Origin of the sequence: Streptomyces sp. NPDC050548, from assembly GCF_044457385.1 — a bacterium.
Taxonomy (GTDB): Bacteria; Actinomycetota; Actinomycetes; order Streptomycetales; family Streptomycetaceae; genus Streptomyces.
This window is the reverse complement of sequence record NZ_JBITGV010000019.1, coordinates 1-17,514: the sequence shown is the minus strand read 5'-3', so window position 1 is coordinate 17,514 and position 17,514 is coordinate 1. Positions and strand designations below refer to the sequence as shown.

Genomic DNA, 17,514 nt, shown 5'->3' with positions numbered 1-17,514 from the left:
AGGTGTGTTGTCGACGGGTCCGTCAGCCGTTGTCGCTGAAGGACTTCACCTGGCACTCGATCTTGTACTTGCCGAAGTCGGGCAGGTTCATGCTGTCACCGCTGGCCAGCCCCCAATTCCCGTCGGAGACCACGCTCTTGATCCCGTGACCGTTCATGCACTTGACCATGGCCCGCACACCGTCGCTGTAGCGGGGATTCTTCGCCGGATCCATTTCCACCGGCTGAAGAGGGTATTTCAACTCGCAGGCCTTGAGCGCCGGGCTGTCGGGGGTGGGTTTCCGGCCGGTCGGCACACCGTGATCGTGGAGGCAGTCCGTCCAGGCGTCCCAGAGCCTGTTGACGTCCTGCTCGTTGTCGTCGAGCCGGATCCGCACGTGTCCGGCGTCCGGATCCGCCGTCTGTCTGGCCCTGGCGGAAGGAGTGGCGATGGAGGCGACACCCTCGTCGCGGGTGCCTTTCCCACCGCTGCCGCAGGAGGTGAGCATGACGAGGGTCGTGGCGGCTGCGAGAACTGTCAGGCCGGGACCGACGATGCCGTAGCGCACGGGATGGATGAAGGAGGACATGGCGCCAACATCCCGGCAGGGTATGAAGATCCTGTCAGCGACCGATCAGCGTCCTGTTTGCGCGGGATCGGTGATGCGTGTGGGGCACTCGACGCCCGCACGGCGTCTTCGACGGTCCCACCGAGCAGGCCGGAGACCGGCGTCGATCTGCCGCTCCGGGCCGCCTCGGAGTTCGGCGAGCGGTGGGCTGCCGGAGTCCTCGCAGCACCTGCGGGCGCGTGACGTAGGTGGAACGGGTCGTCGAGGAACTGAGGAATTGAGGAACTGTCGGGGCGGAGGGTGGCCGACTCCGCACGACACCCGTACCCCATCGGCCGGTCGTCTGCCTGTGTGTCACGGCGACAGGAGGTCCTGTCGGCGCCCGCCAAGTGCTCCCCACCACGACCGAGTCGTTCGCTCGCCGCGCCCCCTGCCCCCTGACCGGCAGGAGCCTCTGCACCGACACTCGGTCGAAGGGGCCGCGGGCCGCTCAGGACTGATTCCACACGAGCGTATAGCGCCAGAACAATCGTCGCCGGAGCCGGGCGCCGGGGAGGATGTCTCCGGCTTCACGGACGATGTCGTCGAAGGTCATGTCCGCCGAGCGAGTAGGTGCCGTCATGGAGACGGGCCGTTGCGAGGGGCGCCCCTTGTTCTTCAGCCAGCCCGTGGCGGCGTTGGCCGGAATGGCGACGGCACCGAGCAGGTGGTCTGCCGGGGTCTGCGCGCGGGACAGGCCGACGATCACCAGGGTCCCTCCCGGCGCCAGATGACGGCGGAAACAGGTGAGTGCCTGGGCGAACGGCAGGTGGTGGATCGTGGCGACGCACGTGATGACGTCGTACGGGCCGGCCGGGAATTCGGCCAGGGCATCGGCGACGGTGAAGGTGACGGGGAGCCCGGGCGGAGTCAGCTTCTGGGCCTGAGCGGTGATCACCGGATCGGAATCGACGGCCTGCACGGTGTCGGCTCGTCCGGCCAAGAGCCTTGCAAGGTCACCGCTGCCGGAACCGACGTCCAGTGCGCGGTGGAAGCGCCTCGGCAACTGCCGCAGGATCCAGCGATGGTAGTGGGCGTTGTGGTCCCAGGGGTATGCGGCGTTGAAGCGTTCAAGAGCCCGCAGCACACGAGGCGACAAGATCTTCATTGCCCCAGTCCATCAAGTCCCCGCGGCATGCGCACCCCTGTTCCGAAGAGAGTTCAACCGCTCCCGGGCTGCCGGACGCGGCCACAGGAACCGGGTTGAGGAACAACCTACTGACGGGCGGACGACCACTGACCATGGTCCGTCCATGGTCGGTGCGGTGCACGGCGCGACTCGTGCGGCGATGTCAATGACCGGAAGGCGACGGCCAGTTGGCCGAGTTCCGCCCCCGTCCGACCGTGCGCGGGGCGCCGTGGATGCCACCTCTGACCGGATTCCCCGCACGACCTGACCGACGCCGGACGCGTCGAACAACTTCTGTCCCATCGCTGTACGGGAATCCGGTGTTCGAGATAGCGTCACCACGCAGCTGCCGAGTGAAACGATTCAATCCACTGCCGCACAAGGGGACAGCATGGCGTCGAACAGCACACCGGACAAAGGCATTTCCCGTCGCGCAGCTCTGGCCGCAGCAGGCACCGTCGGACTCACCGCAGTGTCCCTCTCGACCGGACTTCCCACCGCGGAGGCGCTCCCCGCCGCGGAAGCCTCCGCTTCGTTCTCCGGCAGTCCGTCGCGCCGCGCCGGCGGCTGGCACCGATACGTCCAGGGGCCGTCCTCGCGCACGGTCCGGCCGGTACGGATCGTCGCGTCGACCGGAGACGTGAAGAACCCCGACGCGCTGCTCAAGCCCGGCGGTTCCAGATCCGTCCTCCGCCGCCCGCAGCCCGCGGCGGCGCCCGCCTGGCCCGCCGGCACCACGGCCGAGGCCTCGTCGGCACACGCGGGCAACAACGGCAACGACGGTCAGCCGCGCACCTACGACGCCTCCAACGCGATCGACGGAAACCCGGACACCTTCTGGAACGACGACACGCTCGGTGTGTTCCCCGACGTCCTCACCATCACCGCGCCCCAGGTCGCGACCCTGCAGGGCATCACGGTGATCTCCAACAGCGACGGCGTGCCCACCGATTACACCGTCGACGTGTGGCGCGACGGCGACTGGCACACCGCCGCGACGGTCGCGGGCAACGACGCGGTGCAGAGGGCAGTTCCGTTCACGGAGCCGGTCGGCACCGACCGTGTGCGCATCACCGTGACCCACGCACAGGACACCTCGCACGGCAACTTCACCCGGATCAACGAGGTCTGGCCCGCACCGGTCGAGCCGATCCCCGTTCCGAGCGTCACGGTGGACTTCGGCAAGGTCGTGGTCGGATATCCGCAGATCAGGTTCACCTCCGCCTCCACCAACTCCCCAGGTGTACGCGTCGCGTTCTCCGAGACCCGCCAATTCCTCACCGACCGCTCGGACTTCACCCGCTCCGACCAGGCGGGCGGCGCCGGACAGGGCACGGACCAGTTCGCCGTACCCGCGAAGGGCGCCAACTGGACCGACCACAAAGGCTTCCAGGCCGGCGACAAGGTCTTCGCGGACGGACTGCACGGATTCCGCTACCTCAAGATCAGCCTCGACGCACTCGTCACGGACAGCCCCGCCGCACAGCCCTGGGGGACGGTCGAAATCGACTCCGTGGCCCTGCAGTTCACCGCGTACGTGGGCACACCGAGCACTTACCGGGGCTGGTTCCTGTGCTCCGACGACGAGTTGAATCGTTACTGGTACGGCGCCGCGTACACCAACGAACTGGTCACCGACACCTTCCGCCAGGACGACGTCGATCCGCGCAACGCCTGGAGTGCCACGCTGGAGGGGAAGTCGGTCCTCCAGGACGGTGCCAAGCGCGACCGCGACCCGTACGTCGGCGACCTCGCCGTCTCCGCGCGCACCCTCTACCTCACCCACGACGACGCGGCGACCGCGGCCCGCAACGTCCTGGCCGACCTCGCTGACCACCAGCGCGCCGACGGCTGGATACCGCCCGCCTCCATCGGCAACTACACCCTGCCGCTCTTCGACTATCCGCTGTACTGGGTCACTTGCAGCTGGGATTACGTCCTCTACACCGGGGACCGCCAGTACGCGACGCGCTACTACCCGACCCTGCTGAAGGTCCTCGACACCTGGTACCCCAGCGTCACGGACGACGCGGGCCTGCTGAGCAAGGGCCTCAACGGCACCGGTGGCTACGGCGACTACGCGTTCCTCGGCCGCACCGGCCGGGTCACCTACTACAACGCGCTCTACGTCCAAGCCCTCCAGAACGCCGCCCAGTTGGCGACTCTGCTGGGCCAGAAGGCCGACGCCACGCGCTGGAGCGAGCGGGCGGACAAGGTCGCGCAGGCCGTCAACTCGCTGCTCTGGGACGCGGATGCGGGTGCCTACCTGGACTCTTCGACGGGTGCGGTGCGCCACGCGCAGGACGGCAACTCCCTCGCCGTCGTCACCGGCATCGCCGACGCGGACCGTGCCACCTCGGCGCTCGCCCATCTCGACGCGACGACGAAACGACCGTACGGCAACGCCTTCATGGACAACGACACCATCTTCGACCAGGCCTCCCAGCGGGTCTACGCCTTCACCTCGTACCCGGAGATCGAGGCCCGCTTCCTGACCGGTCAGGTCGACTCCGCGCTCGACCAGATCCGCCGTATGTACGGCTGGATGGACAAGAACGACCCCGGCATCACCAACTGGGAGGGCATCGGCCCGAACGGGTCCCTTTACGAGGACGCGTACACCAGCATGGCGCACGGCTGGTCCACCGGAGTCCTGCCCGCGCTCACCAACAACCTCCTCGGCGCCCGACCGACCTCACCCGGCTACGCCACCTGGGAAGTACGGCCGCAGCCCGGCGCCGTCGACTGGGCGACGGGACAACTCCCCACCCCGCATGGCCCGTTGGGCGTCGAGTGGGAGAACAGCACCCGCGTCTTCCGCCTCACCGTCCGCGTACCCAAGCACACCCAGGGTTCCGTCGCCCTGCCTGGTGACGCGCGCGGGCAACGCGTGTCCGTCGGCCGGCGAACCCTCTGGGACGGGAAGCGGGCCTCGACCCGTGACGCCACCGTGACCGACGGCACGGTCACGGTGTCGGGCCTCGGCCCGGGCGAGCACAGCCTCGTGAGCGAGACGCGCGACAACTGACGCCATTCTGGGCCTCGTTGGCCCGCCATCGCAGTGAACCGCTCCGGGACAGGCCAACGCGGGTCTGCCTGTCCCGGAGCGGTTCACTGCGAACGAGGCGTACGGCCCGGCTCGTGTGTCGGCGGGGCTCTGGCCCGGCGGTGGTCTCGATGACTGATGACACCGAAGCCGGCCAGAAGGCCTCGCAGAAGAGCGGCTTTGATCCGGAAGCATGGGTCCGGCCGCTGTCCGTGGACGGGCTTCTGCTCCTGGGCGCGGTCGGCTTGCTGAAGCTGCACCGCCGGCTAGTGCGCGACTACGAGCACCTGCCCCGCAGTTCGGAGTCGTGGGTGTACTGGGCGATGACCGCGGTGATATTGCGCCGGCTGACCTCGGCAGCCGTGCCCGCATGACCGACGGGGGGCTGAGCCTCGGCGCGGTGCCGGCACGGCTGGAGGAGCGGGAACGTGAGATCACCGCTGGCGCTGCCCGACCGCAACCGGCCGCGCCGCCGACACCGAAACTGCCGGAACATCCGGCCTGCCAGCAGATCATTGCGGTGTTCACCGCAACCGACCAGCCGCTGCGGGCCCGGCAGGTGTGCGAGGCGTTGGACCTGCCGGTCGCGCCCAACAACATCAACAACACCCGCCTCAAGTTCAAGCGGCTGGCCGACCGCGGAATCCTGATCGAAACCGAGCCGGGCTTGCCCAGGCGATAGCCGACCGACGCTGCCACGACCTGCCCGCCTGTCTCAAACGAAACGAAGAATCGGGCAGAGGGTGCCATTCCGCGTATGGGTTTGCGCCGCGAAGTTGCCACCACCTTCGCGGCACTTCCTATCTTTAACGCAGCTTTTGTGATGGTGGCGATAGGGTACTCACGGCCCGCGCGGGTCGTTCGTAACCAAGATCGTCACGCAAGTTTCCGATTAGATCTAATAGCTTGAGGATCTGAAGGGTTGAGGCTCGTGGGTAAGCAAGGTCAACGTCACTCACACGTAGTTGGGCGCGGTCCTGGCGCAATCACGCCGGATGGTTGTGCAGTGGAGTTATGGGCCACCCTGCCGCCCGGCGATATACCTGCAATCATCGAGCCTGCACTCCCGCCGAATGCCCGCATTCTCGATCTTGGAGCGGGTGCCGGTCGCTTGACGCATCCGCTTGCGGCTGCCGGACATCATATGACGGCAGTCGACGAGTCGACAGAAATGCTGTCCCGTATTCAGCAGGCCGAGACGATATGCTCAACAATTGAGAGCCTGCGCCTCGATCGCAAATTTGATGTCGTGCTACTTGCGTCGCACCTGGTCAACGTGCCTGATGTCGCGGAACGGAATGGCATACTTGCCACCTGCCGTCACCACGTTGCCGAGGACGGAGTGGTGCTCATACAGCGTTTCACGCGCAGATGGGCGCAAGAGGCCGGCGGGTCTAGATATTTGGGTGCGGGCATCGAATGCGAGACAACAGTGGAACCAAGGAACTCTGCAGGGTGCGACTTAGTGTCAGTAGTCGCCAGATATTCCATCGGAGATCGGCACTGGGAGCAGGAATACGTAGCGTGCCTTCTCGATGACAGCGATTTGAGCACAGACTTGAACCGGGCCCGGCTGCAGCTCGATCGCTGGCTCAGTGAAGATGGGAGATGGGTGGTCGCGAAGCCTGAGGGCTGACTATCTCACCTCTTTGCCACTCTCGGCTGAGTCAGCCGAACTTGAAATCGTGATGTCGGGTGTTGTCAGGGCCGACCGCGCGCTGTCCGGTGACCGAGAACGGGGGCCTGCTGCTGGATCCGACGGACCGTGCGGCTACTCTCAGCCCACCGCGGCCTCGGCCGTGGCCAAGCCAACGCTTTGGTCTGTGAGGAGCACTCCGATGGCTCGCACCACCCCGCCACGTCCGCTCGATGTCGAGACGCTGTTCCCTGAGGTGGCCGGCTATCGGAAGACGGCCGTTCGCCTGCATCCGCGCCTCGGCGATCCGAGCGCGCGGGAAAGCTCGCTCGGCGGACCCGTGCTCTGGCCGCTCTCGGAGTCCTGGCCCCACTGCGAGGACGACCACCCGCGCACGGCGTTCTCCCCTCCCGCCCAGGGACCGATCCCGCTCGTCCCGGTACTCCAGCTCTTCGCGGCCGACGTGCCTGACCTGGCCTTCCCCAGCGCCACCGATCTGCTGCAGGTGCTGTGGTGCCCCTTCGATCACGAGGACGGTTACGTTCCCCGCCCCGAGATCTACTGGCGAGACGGCTCCCTGAGCGACCTGCAGCCGGCCGACCGACCCCGCCCGACCGGCGCTGACAACGACTACCTTCCGGACCCGTGCGTCGTGCACCCTGAGCGTGTCACCGACTACCCCAACTGGGACCTCCCGGACGAGGTCGCCGACGCGCTCGAAGCCAGGTTCGAACAGCTGGAGGAGGAAACCGGCTGGTCTTACTGGTCCCACCTCTCCGTGTCGGACGGCGTCAAGGTCGGCGGGTATCCGACGTGGACGCAGGAGCCCAACTGGCCGACGTGCCCGACATGCCGTGTGCGCATGGAGCATCTCCTGACGATCAACAGCAACGAGTTCGATGGCAAGAGTTGGCGCAGGTGGCTGCCCATCGAGGACACCCCGGCCAGGGGAACCATCTGGGACCTTCCATACGAACAACGCACCGAGATCCAATGCCCCCCTGGGCTCATGCTCGGCGACATGGGCGGCATCTACCTGTTCGAATGCACCAGCTGCTCCGACAGGCCCTTCGCCTACCGCTCAGATTGTTCTTGACTGCGCGCTGCTTCGATCAACGGGCCGTACTGGTGCCCGCGAGGCAGCCGTCGATCACTTCGGGGCGATACTGCAGCGTCTTGAGCTTGCGCTTCACGGCCCGGGTGATCTGACCGAGGTCGGCGGCGGCGAGATCGCCGATGTCGCGCTTGACCAGCGACCACACGCCTTCCCGCGGGCTGAGGTCCGGGGCACAGGTGGGCAGCTGGAACACGGTGAGCCACTCGGCGTTCGCGGCGATGAACGCACGCACGCCAGCCGTCAGGTGCAGGCGGACGTTGTCCCGGACCAGCACGATCGGGCCGCCGAGTTGGATACGGGCGCGGACGATCAGGTCGCGGAACTCGCGCCGGCCGAAGCCCTTCGGCTCGCCCCTGCGGCCCCGGTACTCGCGAAACGCGTAGATCAGCCGGGACCGCTCGCCCGGCTTGTAGCAGGCCATGCCCGCCATCGACACCCGCCCGGAGCCACGGCCCCTCACCCTCACGACCGGGGTCTGGCCGATCCGGCCCCAGGTCCTGGCACGCGGCGGAGTTATCGACTGCCCGGCCTCGTCCTCGAAGACGACCCAGGCCCCGCGCTCCGCCGCGGTGCTCTTACCCGCGGCCAGGTCTCCTTCCTCCACACCTCGACCGCGTCGTCATCGCGCTCGATCGCCCGCCGGGCGGGCTGCTGCCAGCTCCAGCGGCGCTGCTTCAGCAGCCGCCAGGTGCCCTCGACCGTGGAGGAGACATGGAACAGTCGGCCGATCAACGTCTTGATCCGTGCCGGCGTCCACCGCTGGTCCGCCCAGCCGTGAGCCAGTGGACCGCGCTCCAACTCCCGCTCCAGCCAGGCGACCTGGACTTCACCGAGCCGAGGTCTTCCCGGCGACCCCTTCGACAGAACTCCCGCCTCGCCAAGCTCGCGCCAGGCCCGGTGCCACCGCTCCACCGATCGCACGCTGACACGCAGGGCAGTGGCAATCTCCGCGTTCTTCCGGCCGCCCTCGAAACGTTCCACGGTCTGGCCGGCCGCTGTGGATCTCGCCCGCACTGCCCGGCCGCGCGCACGACCCGACCGCGGCCCGCACCCACCGGATCATCAGGATCTGTGCGCGCCAGGGCGTCCCGGTGCCCGCCGACCGTGCCTAGATGGGAGCCGGCCCATGGGTGACGACGGCCCTCAGACGCCCACCGGGCCGTGACCTCACACCCACCCAGCAAACCGTCAACCGTGCGCTGTCCGCAGCCCGGGCACCGGTCGAGCGGGGCATCGCACGACTGAAGTCCTGGCGGATCTTCCGCAGATCCCGGTGCAGCCCGAATCGAATGACGTCAATCGCCGCCGCAGTCCTCACCCTGGAGCGTCAACGCTGAAACGCACGCGCTCGCTCGTGGTCATCGACGCTGGTAGGCGGTGGCCAGCACGGAGACGGTGACCTCATCGGGCAGGAGTCCGTCATTGTTCAGACTTGCTGGGCTCACGTGGCGTGCGCTCGGTGTCATCGCCACCAGATCCAGGGCTTCCGGCCTGGTCAAGGGTGCGGTGTATTCCACTTGTTCGGTGACGGTGCTCTCGAAGAACGGGTCCAGTGTCCGGTGCAGTCGCTGTTCCTTGGCCGGGTCGATCGTGACCATCGTCGGCAGCCGGTCGCGCAGCTCGGCCAGGTGCCGCCCGGTGGGACGGACCACGATCAACCGGCCGGTCGGGCGCAGCACGCGGTGGAACTCGGCCGGGTTGCGCGGGGCGAACACGTCCAGCACGACATCGGCCACCCCGTCGGCCAGAGGGAAGGGACGGAAGACGTCCCAGGCCACCGCCGCGGCCCGGTCGTGGGCCCGGGCTGCCGAGCGCAGTGCGTGCACCGACGTGTCCAGCCCCAGACCTCGGGCGCCGGGCAATCGGTCGAGTACGCCGGCCAGGTAGTAGCCCGTGCCGCAGCCCGCGTCCACGACCGTGGCCCGCTCAGCGACGGCGTCGGCTGCCAGGCGGGCCCCGACGTCGCGGATGGGCGCGTAGGTACCGGTGGACAGGAACCGGTTCCGGGCTTGGATCATGGCCGCGTCGTCGCCGCTGGTGACGCGGGTGCCCGTCAGCAGGCCGGCGTAGCCGTGACGGGCGATGTCGAAGGTGTGGCCCACCGGGCAGCGCAAAGCGCCGCAGCCCGGGTGCAGGTGACGCGTGCGGCACGTTGGGCAGCGCAGCAGGTCGAGGGAGAGTTCGAGGGCAGGGGGAAGCGACACGGGCATAAGGCACTCCTGGCAACGGTGAAGGGAAGAGACCGTGCCTGCGCGTGCTCGGAGCATCACTGCCTCAGAAGGAACGGGCAGCGTCGGGAGAGTGGTTCACACAGCAGGCACACCAAGGAGGGCGACGCCGTCCGGCATCGCCCTCAATGTCTTCCGATCACAGGAAGCAGCAGTGCGGGGTGCTCATGAATGCCACGTCATGAGTCTACGAGCATCGGCGAAGCCCCTCATGCCCCAACGAAGTCGAGAGACACGCCCTGGTGCTCCCATGCGACTTCGCGATCCGGCTAGGGCCTGTCCGGCCGATCATGCCGCAGACGCGGGATCTGGCACGCGCATCTGCCGCGTTGTCGTCGGTTGCCGACGCTCCGCGTCGCCGCCCTCCTCCGCCTTGCAGCTGCACGCACCAGATCCCGCTCACCGGCGCCCATCAGGCACCGCTGGTTTCCTGCGACTTGATCGGCCGGACAGGCCCTAGGCGTCGAGGTAGCGGTAATCCCCATCCGGGAGGCCGATCTCCAGGCCGCCGCTGTGGATCCTCCACTCGCTCATGCCGTCGACGTCGTGGCTGATCAGAAACAGCCCCCGGGGCCTCTCGTCGTACTCGTCATCCTGGTAGGAGGCCGGGATCCGGGCGATCTGACGCAACCTCTCCTCGAACCAGTCGAGCGACACCGCGCGGATGTTGCCCCCGTAGAAGGCCCACTTGACGTCGTTGTACTGCCGAGCGGGGAAGGCCCAGCCCCCGCTGTAGGTGCGCTCCGGATCGTCTGCTTCCACGATCGCCCTGATCTGGGCCAGCTGTCCGTCGTCACACTCCAGCCAGCCCCTGACCGAGACCATGGTTCCCACGGTGGTCGCTCCTCATTCGTGTGGTGCGCTGCCCGGGCGCACGGTTCCTATGCGCTTGCACGCTAGGGGCGACCTGCTCGGTCGCGCAAAGGGATTGCCAGGTGGGCGGGGGGAGAGAGGGTGGCCGGCCGGGCCCGGGACGTCGCGTTGCAGTAGGCCACGACGGCGATTAGTGCCCTGACCGCATAGGTTCACCGGGTTGAGGGTTGAGGGTTCCGGCGGTTGGATCGGCCGCGAGGCGTTACCGTGCCTGCCCGCCCGCCGCGGCGTCACCTTCCAGCCCACCAGGACCTGGAAGGGGTCACCCGGACCGTAGCGCCGAGCTCGACCGCATCGAGTGCGTCCTGGTGCCTTCTCCGATCGTGTCTTCGCGTTCGGCGAGTTGTGGTCGGCAACGTCGTACGGCGGGGCAGGTCGCCGACGCTCGCGGCACCTCGCCGGACGTGGTGGGCAGCCGGGCCGTGGTCGAACTGGTCGGCAGCCACGCGAGGTTGACCGGCGCGGCGTTGCAGACGGTGGGCGGCAAGGGCGACGGCGGCTTCGCGCGGGCGCGCGTGTCGGCGTAGTCCTCGGCCGTTCAGCTCTTCGGGGTGAGGTCGAAGGCGGGGTAGGACGGCGTGGACAGCCCGAAGCCGGACGACGGGTAGCCGGACGGTGCGGGGGATGCCGTGGGGGTGCCGTTGTCGTCGCAGAGCTGGGGCGCGGACGGCGCGAACACGTGGTAGTCGACCACGCGTTTGGTCGGGAAGGTGACGTCGTCGCCGACGATCGTGTTGCCCGTGCTGATCTTGGTCGGCAGTTCGCGGTTCTTGAGCGGTGTGCCGACGTAGATCGCCTCCAGGAAGCCGTCGCAGGGGCCGGCCTTGGCCGAGGCGAAGCCCTTCGGAGGTTTCACGTCGTGGACCTTGCGGCCGTCGATCTGCAGTTGGGTGCGCTTGAGGGACTGCAGGGCGTAGTCGTAGTTCACCTCCCTCGAAAGCGGGTCGGCGGCCGAAGTGGCGCTGGACGGCCGGTAGTTGACGCGCCAGTACTGGACCTGGACGGTCACCCGGTCGCACAGGGGTCCGTCGAAGCCGGGCATGGACTTGGGGAACCGGACCTCTCCCGGGCCCAGGGCGGGTGTGCCGATCTGCCCCCAGTCGACCCAGTCCACCGCCTTCGCCGTACTCCACTTCGCGTTCGGATGGCAGCCGGCCGCGTTCGTGGGGTAGGCGTCCGACGGTTTGACCGCGGGGGTGGGTGAGGCCGTCGAAGGGGTGGTGGCCGGGGCCGCCGCGGTCGTCGTCGCGGAGGGGCTGGAAGCGGTGTCGTCATCGCCCCCGCCGGAACAGCCGGCGGCCGCCAGCACCGCCGCAACGATCATGGCCGCACGGACCCGTCTGTGCGCAGTGGTCATCCCGCTTTCCCCCCGTCCACCCGATGGACAGTCATGCTCCCAGGTGAAGTCGCCCGTCGGCCATGACGGAAAACTCACGTTTCGCGGGGTTCGAAGCGGGCGGCGGGTCCTCGTGGTGCGTTTTCTTCCGATGTCTCGTCCTGAGATGCGGCTTTGGTGAGGCGTGAGAACCCTCGCCGGATCGGGGCGGATTCTCTGGTGAGTCGGCGGGCCATCAGGCTGATTACCACGGCGTCGGACCTGCCCGGCTGCCGGTTCCTCCCACCGTCGCCCGTTGGGTCTCTCTCCGCGTGCATCGGTATCGGCGAGTCCGCCGCCGGCGTGCCGTGTGCCTGGGTCAGCTCGTCTTGCGGCCCCAGCTCGGTCCCACCAGTTTCCACTCCGTGTCCCAGGAGTCGATACGGCGCTGATCCAGCCGGTATCGCGCGGCGGCTCCGGTGCCGATCGCCAGACCGGTGAAGGCGACCGTCGCGATCAGGCCCAGGACTGCGGATTCGAGAGTCGCGTCGGTCCGGCTCGGGGGTTCGTAGGTGAGATTGCCCGCGGCGTTCACCCAGACCACGACCTTGGATCCGGCCTTCTTCCCCGTCTCCACCAGCGTGCTGCCCGTACGGCGGGTGCCGTCGGCGGTGGTCCAGCGGACCTCCGCCTTGATCAGGTCCCGGGCTCCGCCGACCGTCGAGCTGGGAGACGGGGTGTCCGCGAGGAGCACCGCTTGTACCGAGTGGCGCTCGGTGCGCTGCGCGGAGAACACCTCGTCGGCGGCGTGGAACGTCACCAGGCCGGAGAGTGCGCCGCCCACCAGGACCACCGTCCACATCACCAGGACGATCCAGGCCTCGACGATGTCGTCGTGCCGGCGCAACGGGTTGCTCCGCAATCGCCACAGCCGCTTCTTCAGACGCCTGTTCCTGCCCATGAGTCCGCACCTCCTCGTCGTGGCCTCCTTATACGAAGCTGTCAGTCCGGAATGCGGGCCGGCATGGGCCGAAGAGGGGCTGTCGGGTACCCCATCGGCACCTCGACCCGGGCCCGGATGGGCCGTTCAGCCCGCCGTGGCGGCTGCGCCGCCGGAGTCCGGCCCGGTGGCCAGGGCGGTCGACAGTCGCGCGTGGATCTCGAAGACATCGTCGAGTTGGGCGTGGCGAAGGATCCGCAGGAAACCCTTCCTGCCGGTGACGAGGCGGAGCCGTCCGCCCCGGACCGCGGTCCGGTTCTGTGCCCGGCACAGGACGCCAAGACCGGCACAGTCGATGAACGACAGGGCGCGCAGGTCCAGTACGAGATCGGGGGAGGGGGCCGCGGTCAGCGTGTCCAGACGCGTCGACAACGGCCGACCCGTGAGGAGGTCGATCTCGCCGTGCAGTTCCACGACGGTCGTCCCGGCGATCACCCGTTCCGAGGAGCGCAGTGCGGTGGCGGGGGTGCGGATCTCGGTCATGGTGTGAGCCAACCGGCCAGGTGGTCCCGCCCGGAAGGGCCGACTGGACCTGTCCAACTGTTCGACCTGGGCCGTTCGGCCCCCCGGTGGCCACTCGGCACGGACGACCCCGTTCGTCCCGGCCGATGGGGCCGACCGGCCCAAGCGCGGACCGACGGACCCGGAGACGCTGGACAGACGGGGGCAGTCGACCGAGTGGGGAAGGAACGTCATGAAGGGTTACGTCTTCCACGGCCCGGGTCGGTCCTCCTGGGACACCGTCCCGGATCCCGGCATCAAGGACGCCACCGACGTGATCGTGCGCGTCGACGCCGTCACCATCTGCGGGACGGACCTGCACATCCTCAAGGGCGATGTGCCCGAGGTGCGCCCCGGCACGGTCCTCGGCCACGAGGCGGTCGGCGAGGTCGTGGAAGCGGGCTCCGACGTGCGGACCGTACGGCCCGGGGACCGGGTCCTGGTCTCCTGCATCACCGCCTGCGGGCGCTGCGCCTACTGCCGCAAGGCCATGTACGGCCAGTGCCGTGGTGGCGGAGGCTGGATTCTCGGCCACCTCATCGACGGCACCCAGGCCGAGTACGTGCGGGTCCCGCACGCCGACCTCTCCGTCCACCCGCTGCCCAGCACGCTCGACGCCAAGGACGCCGTCCTGCTGGCGGACATCTTCCCCACCGGGTACGAGGTGGGTGTACTCAACGGGCAGGTGCGCCCCGGCGACACCGTCGCCGTCGTCGGCGCCGGTCCGGTCGGTCTGGCGGCGATCGCCACGGCCCGGCTGTTCTCGCCCGAGCGGGTCGTGGCCGTGGACCTGGCCGCCGCCCGGCTGGACGCGGCGAAGCGGTTCGGTGCGGATGCGGTGGTGGATGCCGGTGAAGCCCCCGAGCAGCTGGTCGCCGATCTCACCGACGGGATGGGGGCGGACGTCGTCATCGAGGCGGTCGGCGTGCCGGAGACCTTCGAACTGTGCACGCGCATGGTGCGGCCCGGCGGTCATGTCGCCAACGTCGGCGTCCACGGCAGGCCCGCGACCCTGCACCTCGAAGACCTGTGGATCAAGAACATCACCATCACCACCGGCCTGGTCGACACCCACTCCACCCCCACCCTGCTGCGCATGGCTGCCGCCGGACGGCTGCCCACCTCGCAGCTGGTCACCCACACCTTCCCGCTCGACGCGATGCAGGAGGCGTACGACGTCTTCGCCAAGGCCGCCGACACCGGCGCCCTCAAGGTCGTGCTCGGTGGGGCGCGGCACGAGGAAGTCGCCGTTCGCGCAACAGGACAAGAAGAGGACGTGACGAGCCATGCCTGACCCGTTCCCGCTGAGCGTGACGGAGGGATCGCCCACGGGTGATCTCGGGCGCCGGATCGCCGTACGGCGCACGGCACTTGACCTCTCTCGCGAGGAGACGGCCGACCGCGCGGGGGTGGCCGCGAGCTACCTCCAGTACCTGGAGGAGTTTCCCGGTGCCGCTCCGGACCGGAGCGTTCTCCTCAGGCTCGCCGCAGTCTTGGACACCACCGTGACCGACCTCGCCGGGGGCACCAGCGATCTCACACCTGGCCAGGGCCGGGCCGGCTCCGCCCCGATGTTCACCGGGCTGACCGTCCAGGAGTGTCGTGAGCTGCTGTCGACACACGGGGTGGGCAGGGTCGCGGTGCCCACCGCCTCGGGACCCGTCATCGTGCCCGTCAACTACAGCGTGGTCGACGGCGCGATCGTCTACAGGACCGCTCCCGGTGCGTTGCCGTCCCGGGCGGCGGGCTGCCAGGTGACCTTCGAGATCGACCGTATCGACGAAGCGTTCGGCGAGGGCTGGAGTGTGGTGGCGCTCGGCCGGGCGCGGACCGTGACGGATGCCGACGACGTGCGGCGTCTGACGGAACACGCGCACAGTACGCCGTGGGCCGGTGGCTCACGTGAGGAGTGGGTCCGTATCGACGCGCTGAGCCTCACCGGACGTCGGATCACCACGCGTCAAGGGACGTTCTCCGAAGAGAGCGGGACTGATGGCCCCTCACCCGCCGATCCCGCACGGCGAAACATGGACTGACACCCACAGACCCGCAGACCCGCGCACAGGGCGAGAGACGGACTGGCTGATGTATTCCAACGACGGATTCCGCGAACTGGACCGACACGAGTGCCTGCGCCGACTGGGGCAGGCGCCCGTCGGCCGCATCGTGCACACCCGCCAGGCCCTGCCCGCCGTACTTCCCGTGAACTTCTGTCTGGACCACGACAGTGCGGTGCTGCTGCGTACCTCCGCGGACTCGGAGCTGGTGCGCGCGATCGACGGCTCGGTCGTCGCCTTCGAGGCCGACGAGGTCGACGCCGTCGTGCACTCCGGCTGGAGCGTCGTCGTCACCGGGTCGGCCACCGTGGTGACCGACCCGGCCGAGCACGAACGCATGCTCCGATCCGGCCCGAGTTCCTGGGTTCCCTCGTCTCAGGAGGTCTTCGTCCGGATCGAACCCGAGCTGGTGACCGGCCGTGAACTCGTGGGCGGGCGCTCGATGTACGGGGTGGATCTCACCGGCGCAACCTGATGACGGCCTGGGCGATCCGCCCCGAGTGCCCTGCCTCGGGCTCCCTGTCCGTGAACGCACTCCGCCCTCTCACCGAGGCCGGGGCCCGCGCTCGCTCTCGCAGCAGACGGTCGCCGACCGGTACGCGCCGTAGCACTGCGGAGTACCGGCGCCTCTGCCCTCGCATCGGACGACGCCTGGACCGTACGGCCCCTCAAGAAGGGGCCGTACGGCGTGTCATCAGGTTCCTGCGGCCCCTGACTCGGCCCCTCCGCGCAGGACGAGCATCGTCGCCGGAGCCGTTGCGCGCTTTGGCGGCACCTTCCCGTCGAACAGCTTGAGCACACAACAGTCAGAAGGGAAACGGGACATGACTATCCATCATGTGGTCGCAGGAGTGGACGGTTCGCTGATCTCCGTACGGGCGCTGGACTGGGCCGCGGACGAGGCCGCGCGGCGCGGCGTCGAACTGACCGTCGTCTACGCCGTGCCCGACAGCGACGAGGCCGGACCTGTCCTGGCGTCCGCCGTCACGCGCGTCGGAGCACGCCACCCCGAGCTGACGGTGTCGACCAGGGACGCCGTCGGCGGTCCGGTGCGCACGCTCGTGCGCGAGAGCGAGGGCGCGGACCTCACCGTCGTAGGAACCCGGGGCATGGGCGGCATCGCCGGCCTGCTCTTCGGCTCGGTGAGCCTGCGGCTGGCCGCGCAGGTGCACAGCCCGTTGCTAGTCGTCCGCGGCGACCATCCGTGCGACGACGGACGGCCCGTGCTGCTCGGCCTGGAGGGCGACAACGACCAGGACACGGCGCTCTACGCCTTCGAGGAGGCCGAGCGGCGCGGTGTCCCGCTGCACGTCCTGCACTCCTGGACCCACCGGCACGTCACCCCCGAACTGCCCTCACTGGTCACGGCGACGAGCCCCGGCCAGGAGCAACTCGCCCAGCAGGGAAGGGCGGAGGACTCCGTTCCGCGCTTCGCCCTGTCCCGGCTGAGCGAACAACACCCCGGAGTCCGGGTCGAGAGCCGCACGCTCCGCACCAACCCGGCGCACGCCCTGCTGGAGGCCACGCGAGACTGCGCCGTCGTGGTCGTCGGCGCCCACCACCGCACCCACCGGTTCGGCCCGCGGCTGGGCCCGGTGGCGCACACCCTGCTGCACCGCTCCCACAGCCCGGTGATCGTGGTGCCCACCGCCAACTGACCCTGCGGACAGGGACGTTCAGCCCCTCGTTCCGGGCCTTGCAGCCCCTCCGCCGGCGCCCTCCGCCGCGAGACATTGAGGACGCAACGAGAGAGTCCTCTGATCCAACGCATCGTTCCCTCGAAAGGGATGAGCATCATGGCAGTCCACAACCAACCCCAACCTCACCCGCGGTTCCACTTCCCGTCCCTGCACCGGACCGGGACGGCACAGGCCACCATCACCGACACGACGGCGGCGACCGTTACGGCGCGTGCGTACGTTTTCGCGTCGCTGCGTCTGCTGACCGGGTTCGTGTTCCTGTGGGCGTTCCTCGACAAGACCTTCGGCTTCGGTTACGCGACCCCTTCCGGGAAGGGCTGGATCGA

Annotated in this window: 19 protein-coding genes and 3 pseudogenes; 13 read left to right on the top strand and 9 right to left on the bottom strand. The window is 68.7% G+C overall.

The features are described 5' to 3' along the window. Positions 1 to 22: 22 nt before the first annotated feature. Together ACIBJH_RS38570 and ACIBJH_RS38565 are read right to left on the bottom strand one after the other, a co-directional pair. Positions 23 to 568 (bottom strand): hypothetical protein, encoded by a 546-nt coding sequence (locus ACIBJH_RS38570; RefSeq protein WP_399121589.1) that lies wholly within the window; start codon positions 566 to 568, stop codon positions 23 to 25. A 469-nt stretch (positions 569 to 1,037) separates the two neighbouring features. Continuing rightward, complete coding sequence (locus tag ACIBJH_RS38565) at positions 1,038 to 1,694, bottom strand: class I SAM-dependent methyltransferase (RefSeq protein WP_399121588.1); 657 nt, start codon at positions 1,692 to 1,694, stop codon at positions 1,038 to 1,040. 412 nt (positions 1,695 to 2,106) lie between these two features. On the opposite strand from ACIBJH_RS38565, the gene ACIBJH_RS38560 reads away from it, so the two are divergent. The 5 genes from ACIBJH_RS38560 (at position 2,107) to ACIBJH_RS38540 (ending at position 7,493) form a co-directional block, all read left to right on the top strand. Further along, the gene (locus ACIBJH_RS38560; protein WP_399121587.1) at positions 2,107 to 4,743 is read left to right on the top strand and encodes an alpha-L-rhamnosidase C-terminal domain-containing protein; all 2,637 of its coding nucleotides are present in this window, start codon (positions 2,107 to 2,109) and stop codon (positions 4,741 to 4,743) included. Positions 4,744 to 4,892: 149 nt separating this feature from the next. Beyond that, on the top strand, positions 4,893 to 5,135 hold the full coding sequence (locus ACIBJH_RS38555; protein WP_399121586.1) for a hypothetical protein: 243 nt from the start codon (positions 4,893 to 4,895) through the stop codon (positions 5,133 to 5,135). Beyond that, positions 5,132 to 5,443: a hypothetical protein gene (locus ACIBJH_RS38550; RefSeq protein WP_399121585.1), complete on the top strand. Its 312-nt coding sequence runs from the start codon at positions 5,132 to 5,134 to the stop codon at positions 5,441 to 5,443. Before ACIBJH_RS38555 ends, ACIBJH_RS38550 begins: the two co-directional genes overlap by 4 nt. 249 nt (positions 5,444 to 5,692) lie before the next feature. Then, on the top strand, positions 5,693 to 6,397 hold the full coding sequence (locus ACIBJH_RS38545) for a class I SAM-dependent methyltransferase (protein ID WP_399121584.1): 705 nt from the start codon (positions 5,693 to 5,695) through the stop codon (positions 6,395 to 6,397). A gap of 202 nt (positions 6,398 to 6,599) precedes the next feature. After that, positions 6,600 to 7,493 carry a DUF1963 domain-containing protein gene (locus ACIBJH_RS38540; RefSeq protein ID WP_399121583.1) on the top strand — a complete coding sequence of 298 codons (894 nt, stop codon included), beginning with the start codon at positions 6,600 to 6,602 and terminating at the stop codon, positions 7,491 to 7,493. Between the two features lie 16 nt (positions 7,494 to 7,509). On the opposite strand, the gene ACIBJH_RS38535 is transcribed toward ACIBJH_RS38540, so the two are convergent. Both ACIBJH_RS38535 and ACIBJH_RS38530 read right to left on the bottom strand, forming a co-directional pair. Next, the gene (locus ACIBJH_RS38535) at positions 7,510 to 8,118 is read right to left on the bottom strand and encodes a transposase (RefSeq protein ID WP_399121582.1); all 609 of its coding nucleotides are present in this window, start codon (positions 8,116 to 8,118) and stop codon (positions 7,510 to 7,512) included. Beyond that, complete coding sequence (locus tag ACIBJH_RS38530; RefSeq protein ID WP_399121581.1) at positions 8,028 to 8,495, bottom strand: winged helix-turn-helix domain-containing protein; 468 nt, start codon at positions 8,493 to 8,495, stop codon at positions 8,028 to 8,030. The genes ACIBJH_RS38535 and ACIBJH_RS38530 overlap by 91 nt, the downstream gene beginning before the upstream one ends. 2 nt (positions 8,496 to 8,497) lie before the next feature. Here ACIBJH_RS38530 and ACIBJH_RS38525 point away from each other — a divergent pair. Then, positions 8,498 to 8,851, top strand: a pseudogene (locus tag ACIBJH_RS38525) (transposase family protein); the annotation flags it as partial. Between the two features lie 21 nt (positions 8,852 to 8,872). Here ACIBJH_RS38525 and ACIBJH_RS38520 read toward each other — a convergent pair. Both ACIBJH_RS38520 and ACIBJH_RS38515 read right to left on the bottom strand, forming a co-directional pair. After that, positions 8,873 to 9,724, bottom strand: coding sequence for a methyltransferase domain-containing protein (locus ACIBJH_RS38520; RefSeq protein WP_399121580.1), 852 nt, complete (start codon positions 9,722 to 9,724; stop codon positions 8,873 to 8,875). 474 nt (positions 9,725 to 10,198) lie between these two features. Further along, positions 10,199 to 10,567: a hypothetical protein gene (locus ACIBJH_RS38515; RefSeq protein WP_399121739.1), complete on the bottom strand. Its 369-nt coding sequence runs from the start codon at positions 10,565 to 10,567 to the stop codon at positions 10,199 to 10,201. A 235-nt stretch (positions 10,568 to 10,802) separates the two neighbouring features. Between ACIBJH_RS38515 and ACIBJH_RS38510 the strand changes: the two are divergent. After that, positions 10,803 to 10,883, top strand: a pseudogene (locus ACIBJH_RS38510) (transposase); the annotation flags it as partial. 55 nt (positions 10,884 to 10,938) lie between these two features. Next, positions 10,939 to 11,142, top strand: a complete 204-nt coding sequence (locus tag ACIBJH_RS38505; RefSeq protein WP_399121579.1) for a hypothetical protein — start codon at positions 10,939 to 10,941, stop codon at positions 11,140 to 11,142. An 11-nt stretch (positions 11,143 to 11,153) separates the two neighbouring features. On the opposite strand, the gene ACIBJH_RS38500 is transcribed toward ACIBJH_RS38505, so the two are convergent. From ACIBJH_RS38500 to ACIBJH_RS38490, 3 genes are all read right to left on the bottom strand, one after another. Beyond that, the gene (locus ACIBJH_RS38500) at positions 11,154 to 11,972 is read right to left on the bottom strand and encodes a hypothetical protein (protein WP_399121578.1); all 819 of its coding nucleotides are present in this window, start codon (positions 11,970 to 11,972) and stop codon (positions 11,154 to 11,156) included. Between the two features lie 337 nt (positions 11,973 to 12,309). After that, positions 12,310 to 12,891 (bottom strand): hypothetical protein, encoded by a 582-nt coding sequence (locus ACIBJH_RS38495; RefSeq protein WP_399121577.1) that lies wholly within the window; start codon positions 12,889 to 12,891, stop codon positions 12,310 to 12,312. A 126-nt stretch (positions 12,892 to 13,017) separates the two neighbouring features. Beyond that, positions 13,018 to 13,413, bottom strand: coding sequence for an STAS domain-containing protein (locus ACIBJH_RS38490; protein ID WP_399121576.1), 396 nt, complete (start codon positions 13,411 to 13,413; stop codon positions 13,018 to 13,020). A 211-nt stretch (positions 13,414 to 13,624) separates the two neighbouring features. On the opposite strand from ACIBJH_RS38490, the gene ACIBJH_RS38485 reads away from it, so the two are divergent. From ACIBJH_RS38485 to ACIBJH_RS38465, 5 genes and pseudogenes are all read left to right on the top strand, one after another. Beyond that, positions 13,625 to 14,725, top strand: coding sequence for a zinc-dependent alcohol dehydrogenase family protein (locus tag ACIBJH_RS38485; protein ID WP_399121575.1), 1,101 nt, complete (start codon positions 13,625 to 13,627; stop codon positions 14,723 to 14,725). Further along, positions 14,718 to 15,467, top strand: coding sequence for a helix-turn-helix domain-containing protein (locus tag ACIBJH_RS38480; RefSeq protein ID WP_399121574.1), 750 nt, complete (start codon positions 14,718 to 14,720; stop codon positions 15,465 to 15,467). The genes ACIBJH_RS38485 and ACIBJH_RS38480 overlap by 8 nt, the downstream gene beginning before the upstream one ends. A gap of 49 nt (positions 15,468 to 15,516) precedes the next feature. After that, positions 15,517 to 15,963: a pyridoxamine 5'-phosphate oxidase family protein gene (locus ACIBJH_RS38475; protein WP_399121573.1), complete on the top strand. Its 447-nt coding sequence runs from the start codon at positions 15,517 to 15,519 to the stop codon at positions 15,961 to 15,963. A 349-nt stretch (positions 15,964 to 16,312) separates the two neighbouring features. Then, complete coding sequence (locus ACIBJH_RS38470) at positions 16,313 to 17,146, top strand: universal stress protein (RefSeq protein WP_399121572.1); 834 nt, start codon at positions 16,313 to 16,315, stop codon at positions 17,144 to 17,146. Between the two features lie 138 nt (positions 17,147 to 17,284). Then, positions 17,285 to 17,514 (top strand): annotated as a pseudogene (locus ACIBJH_RS38465) (hypothetical protein); the annotation flags it as partial.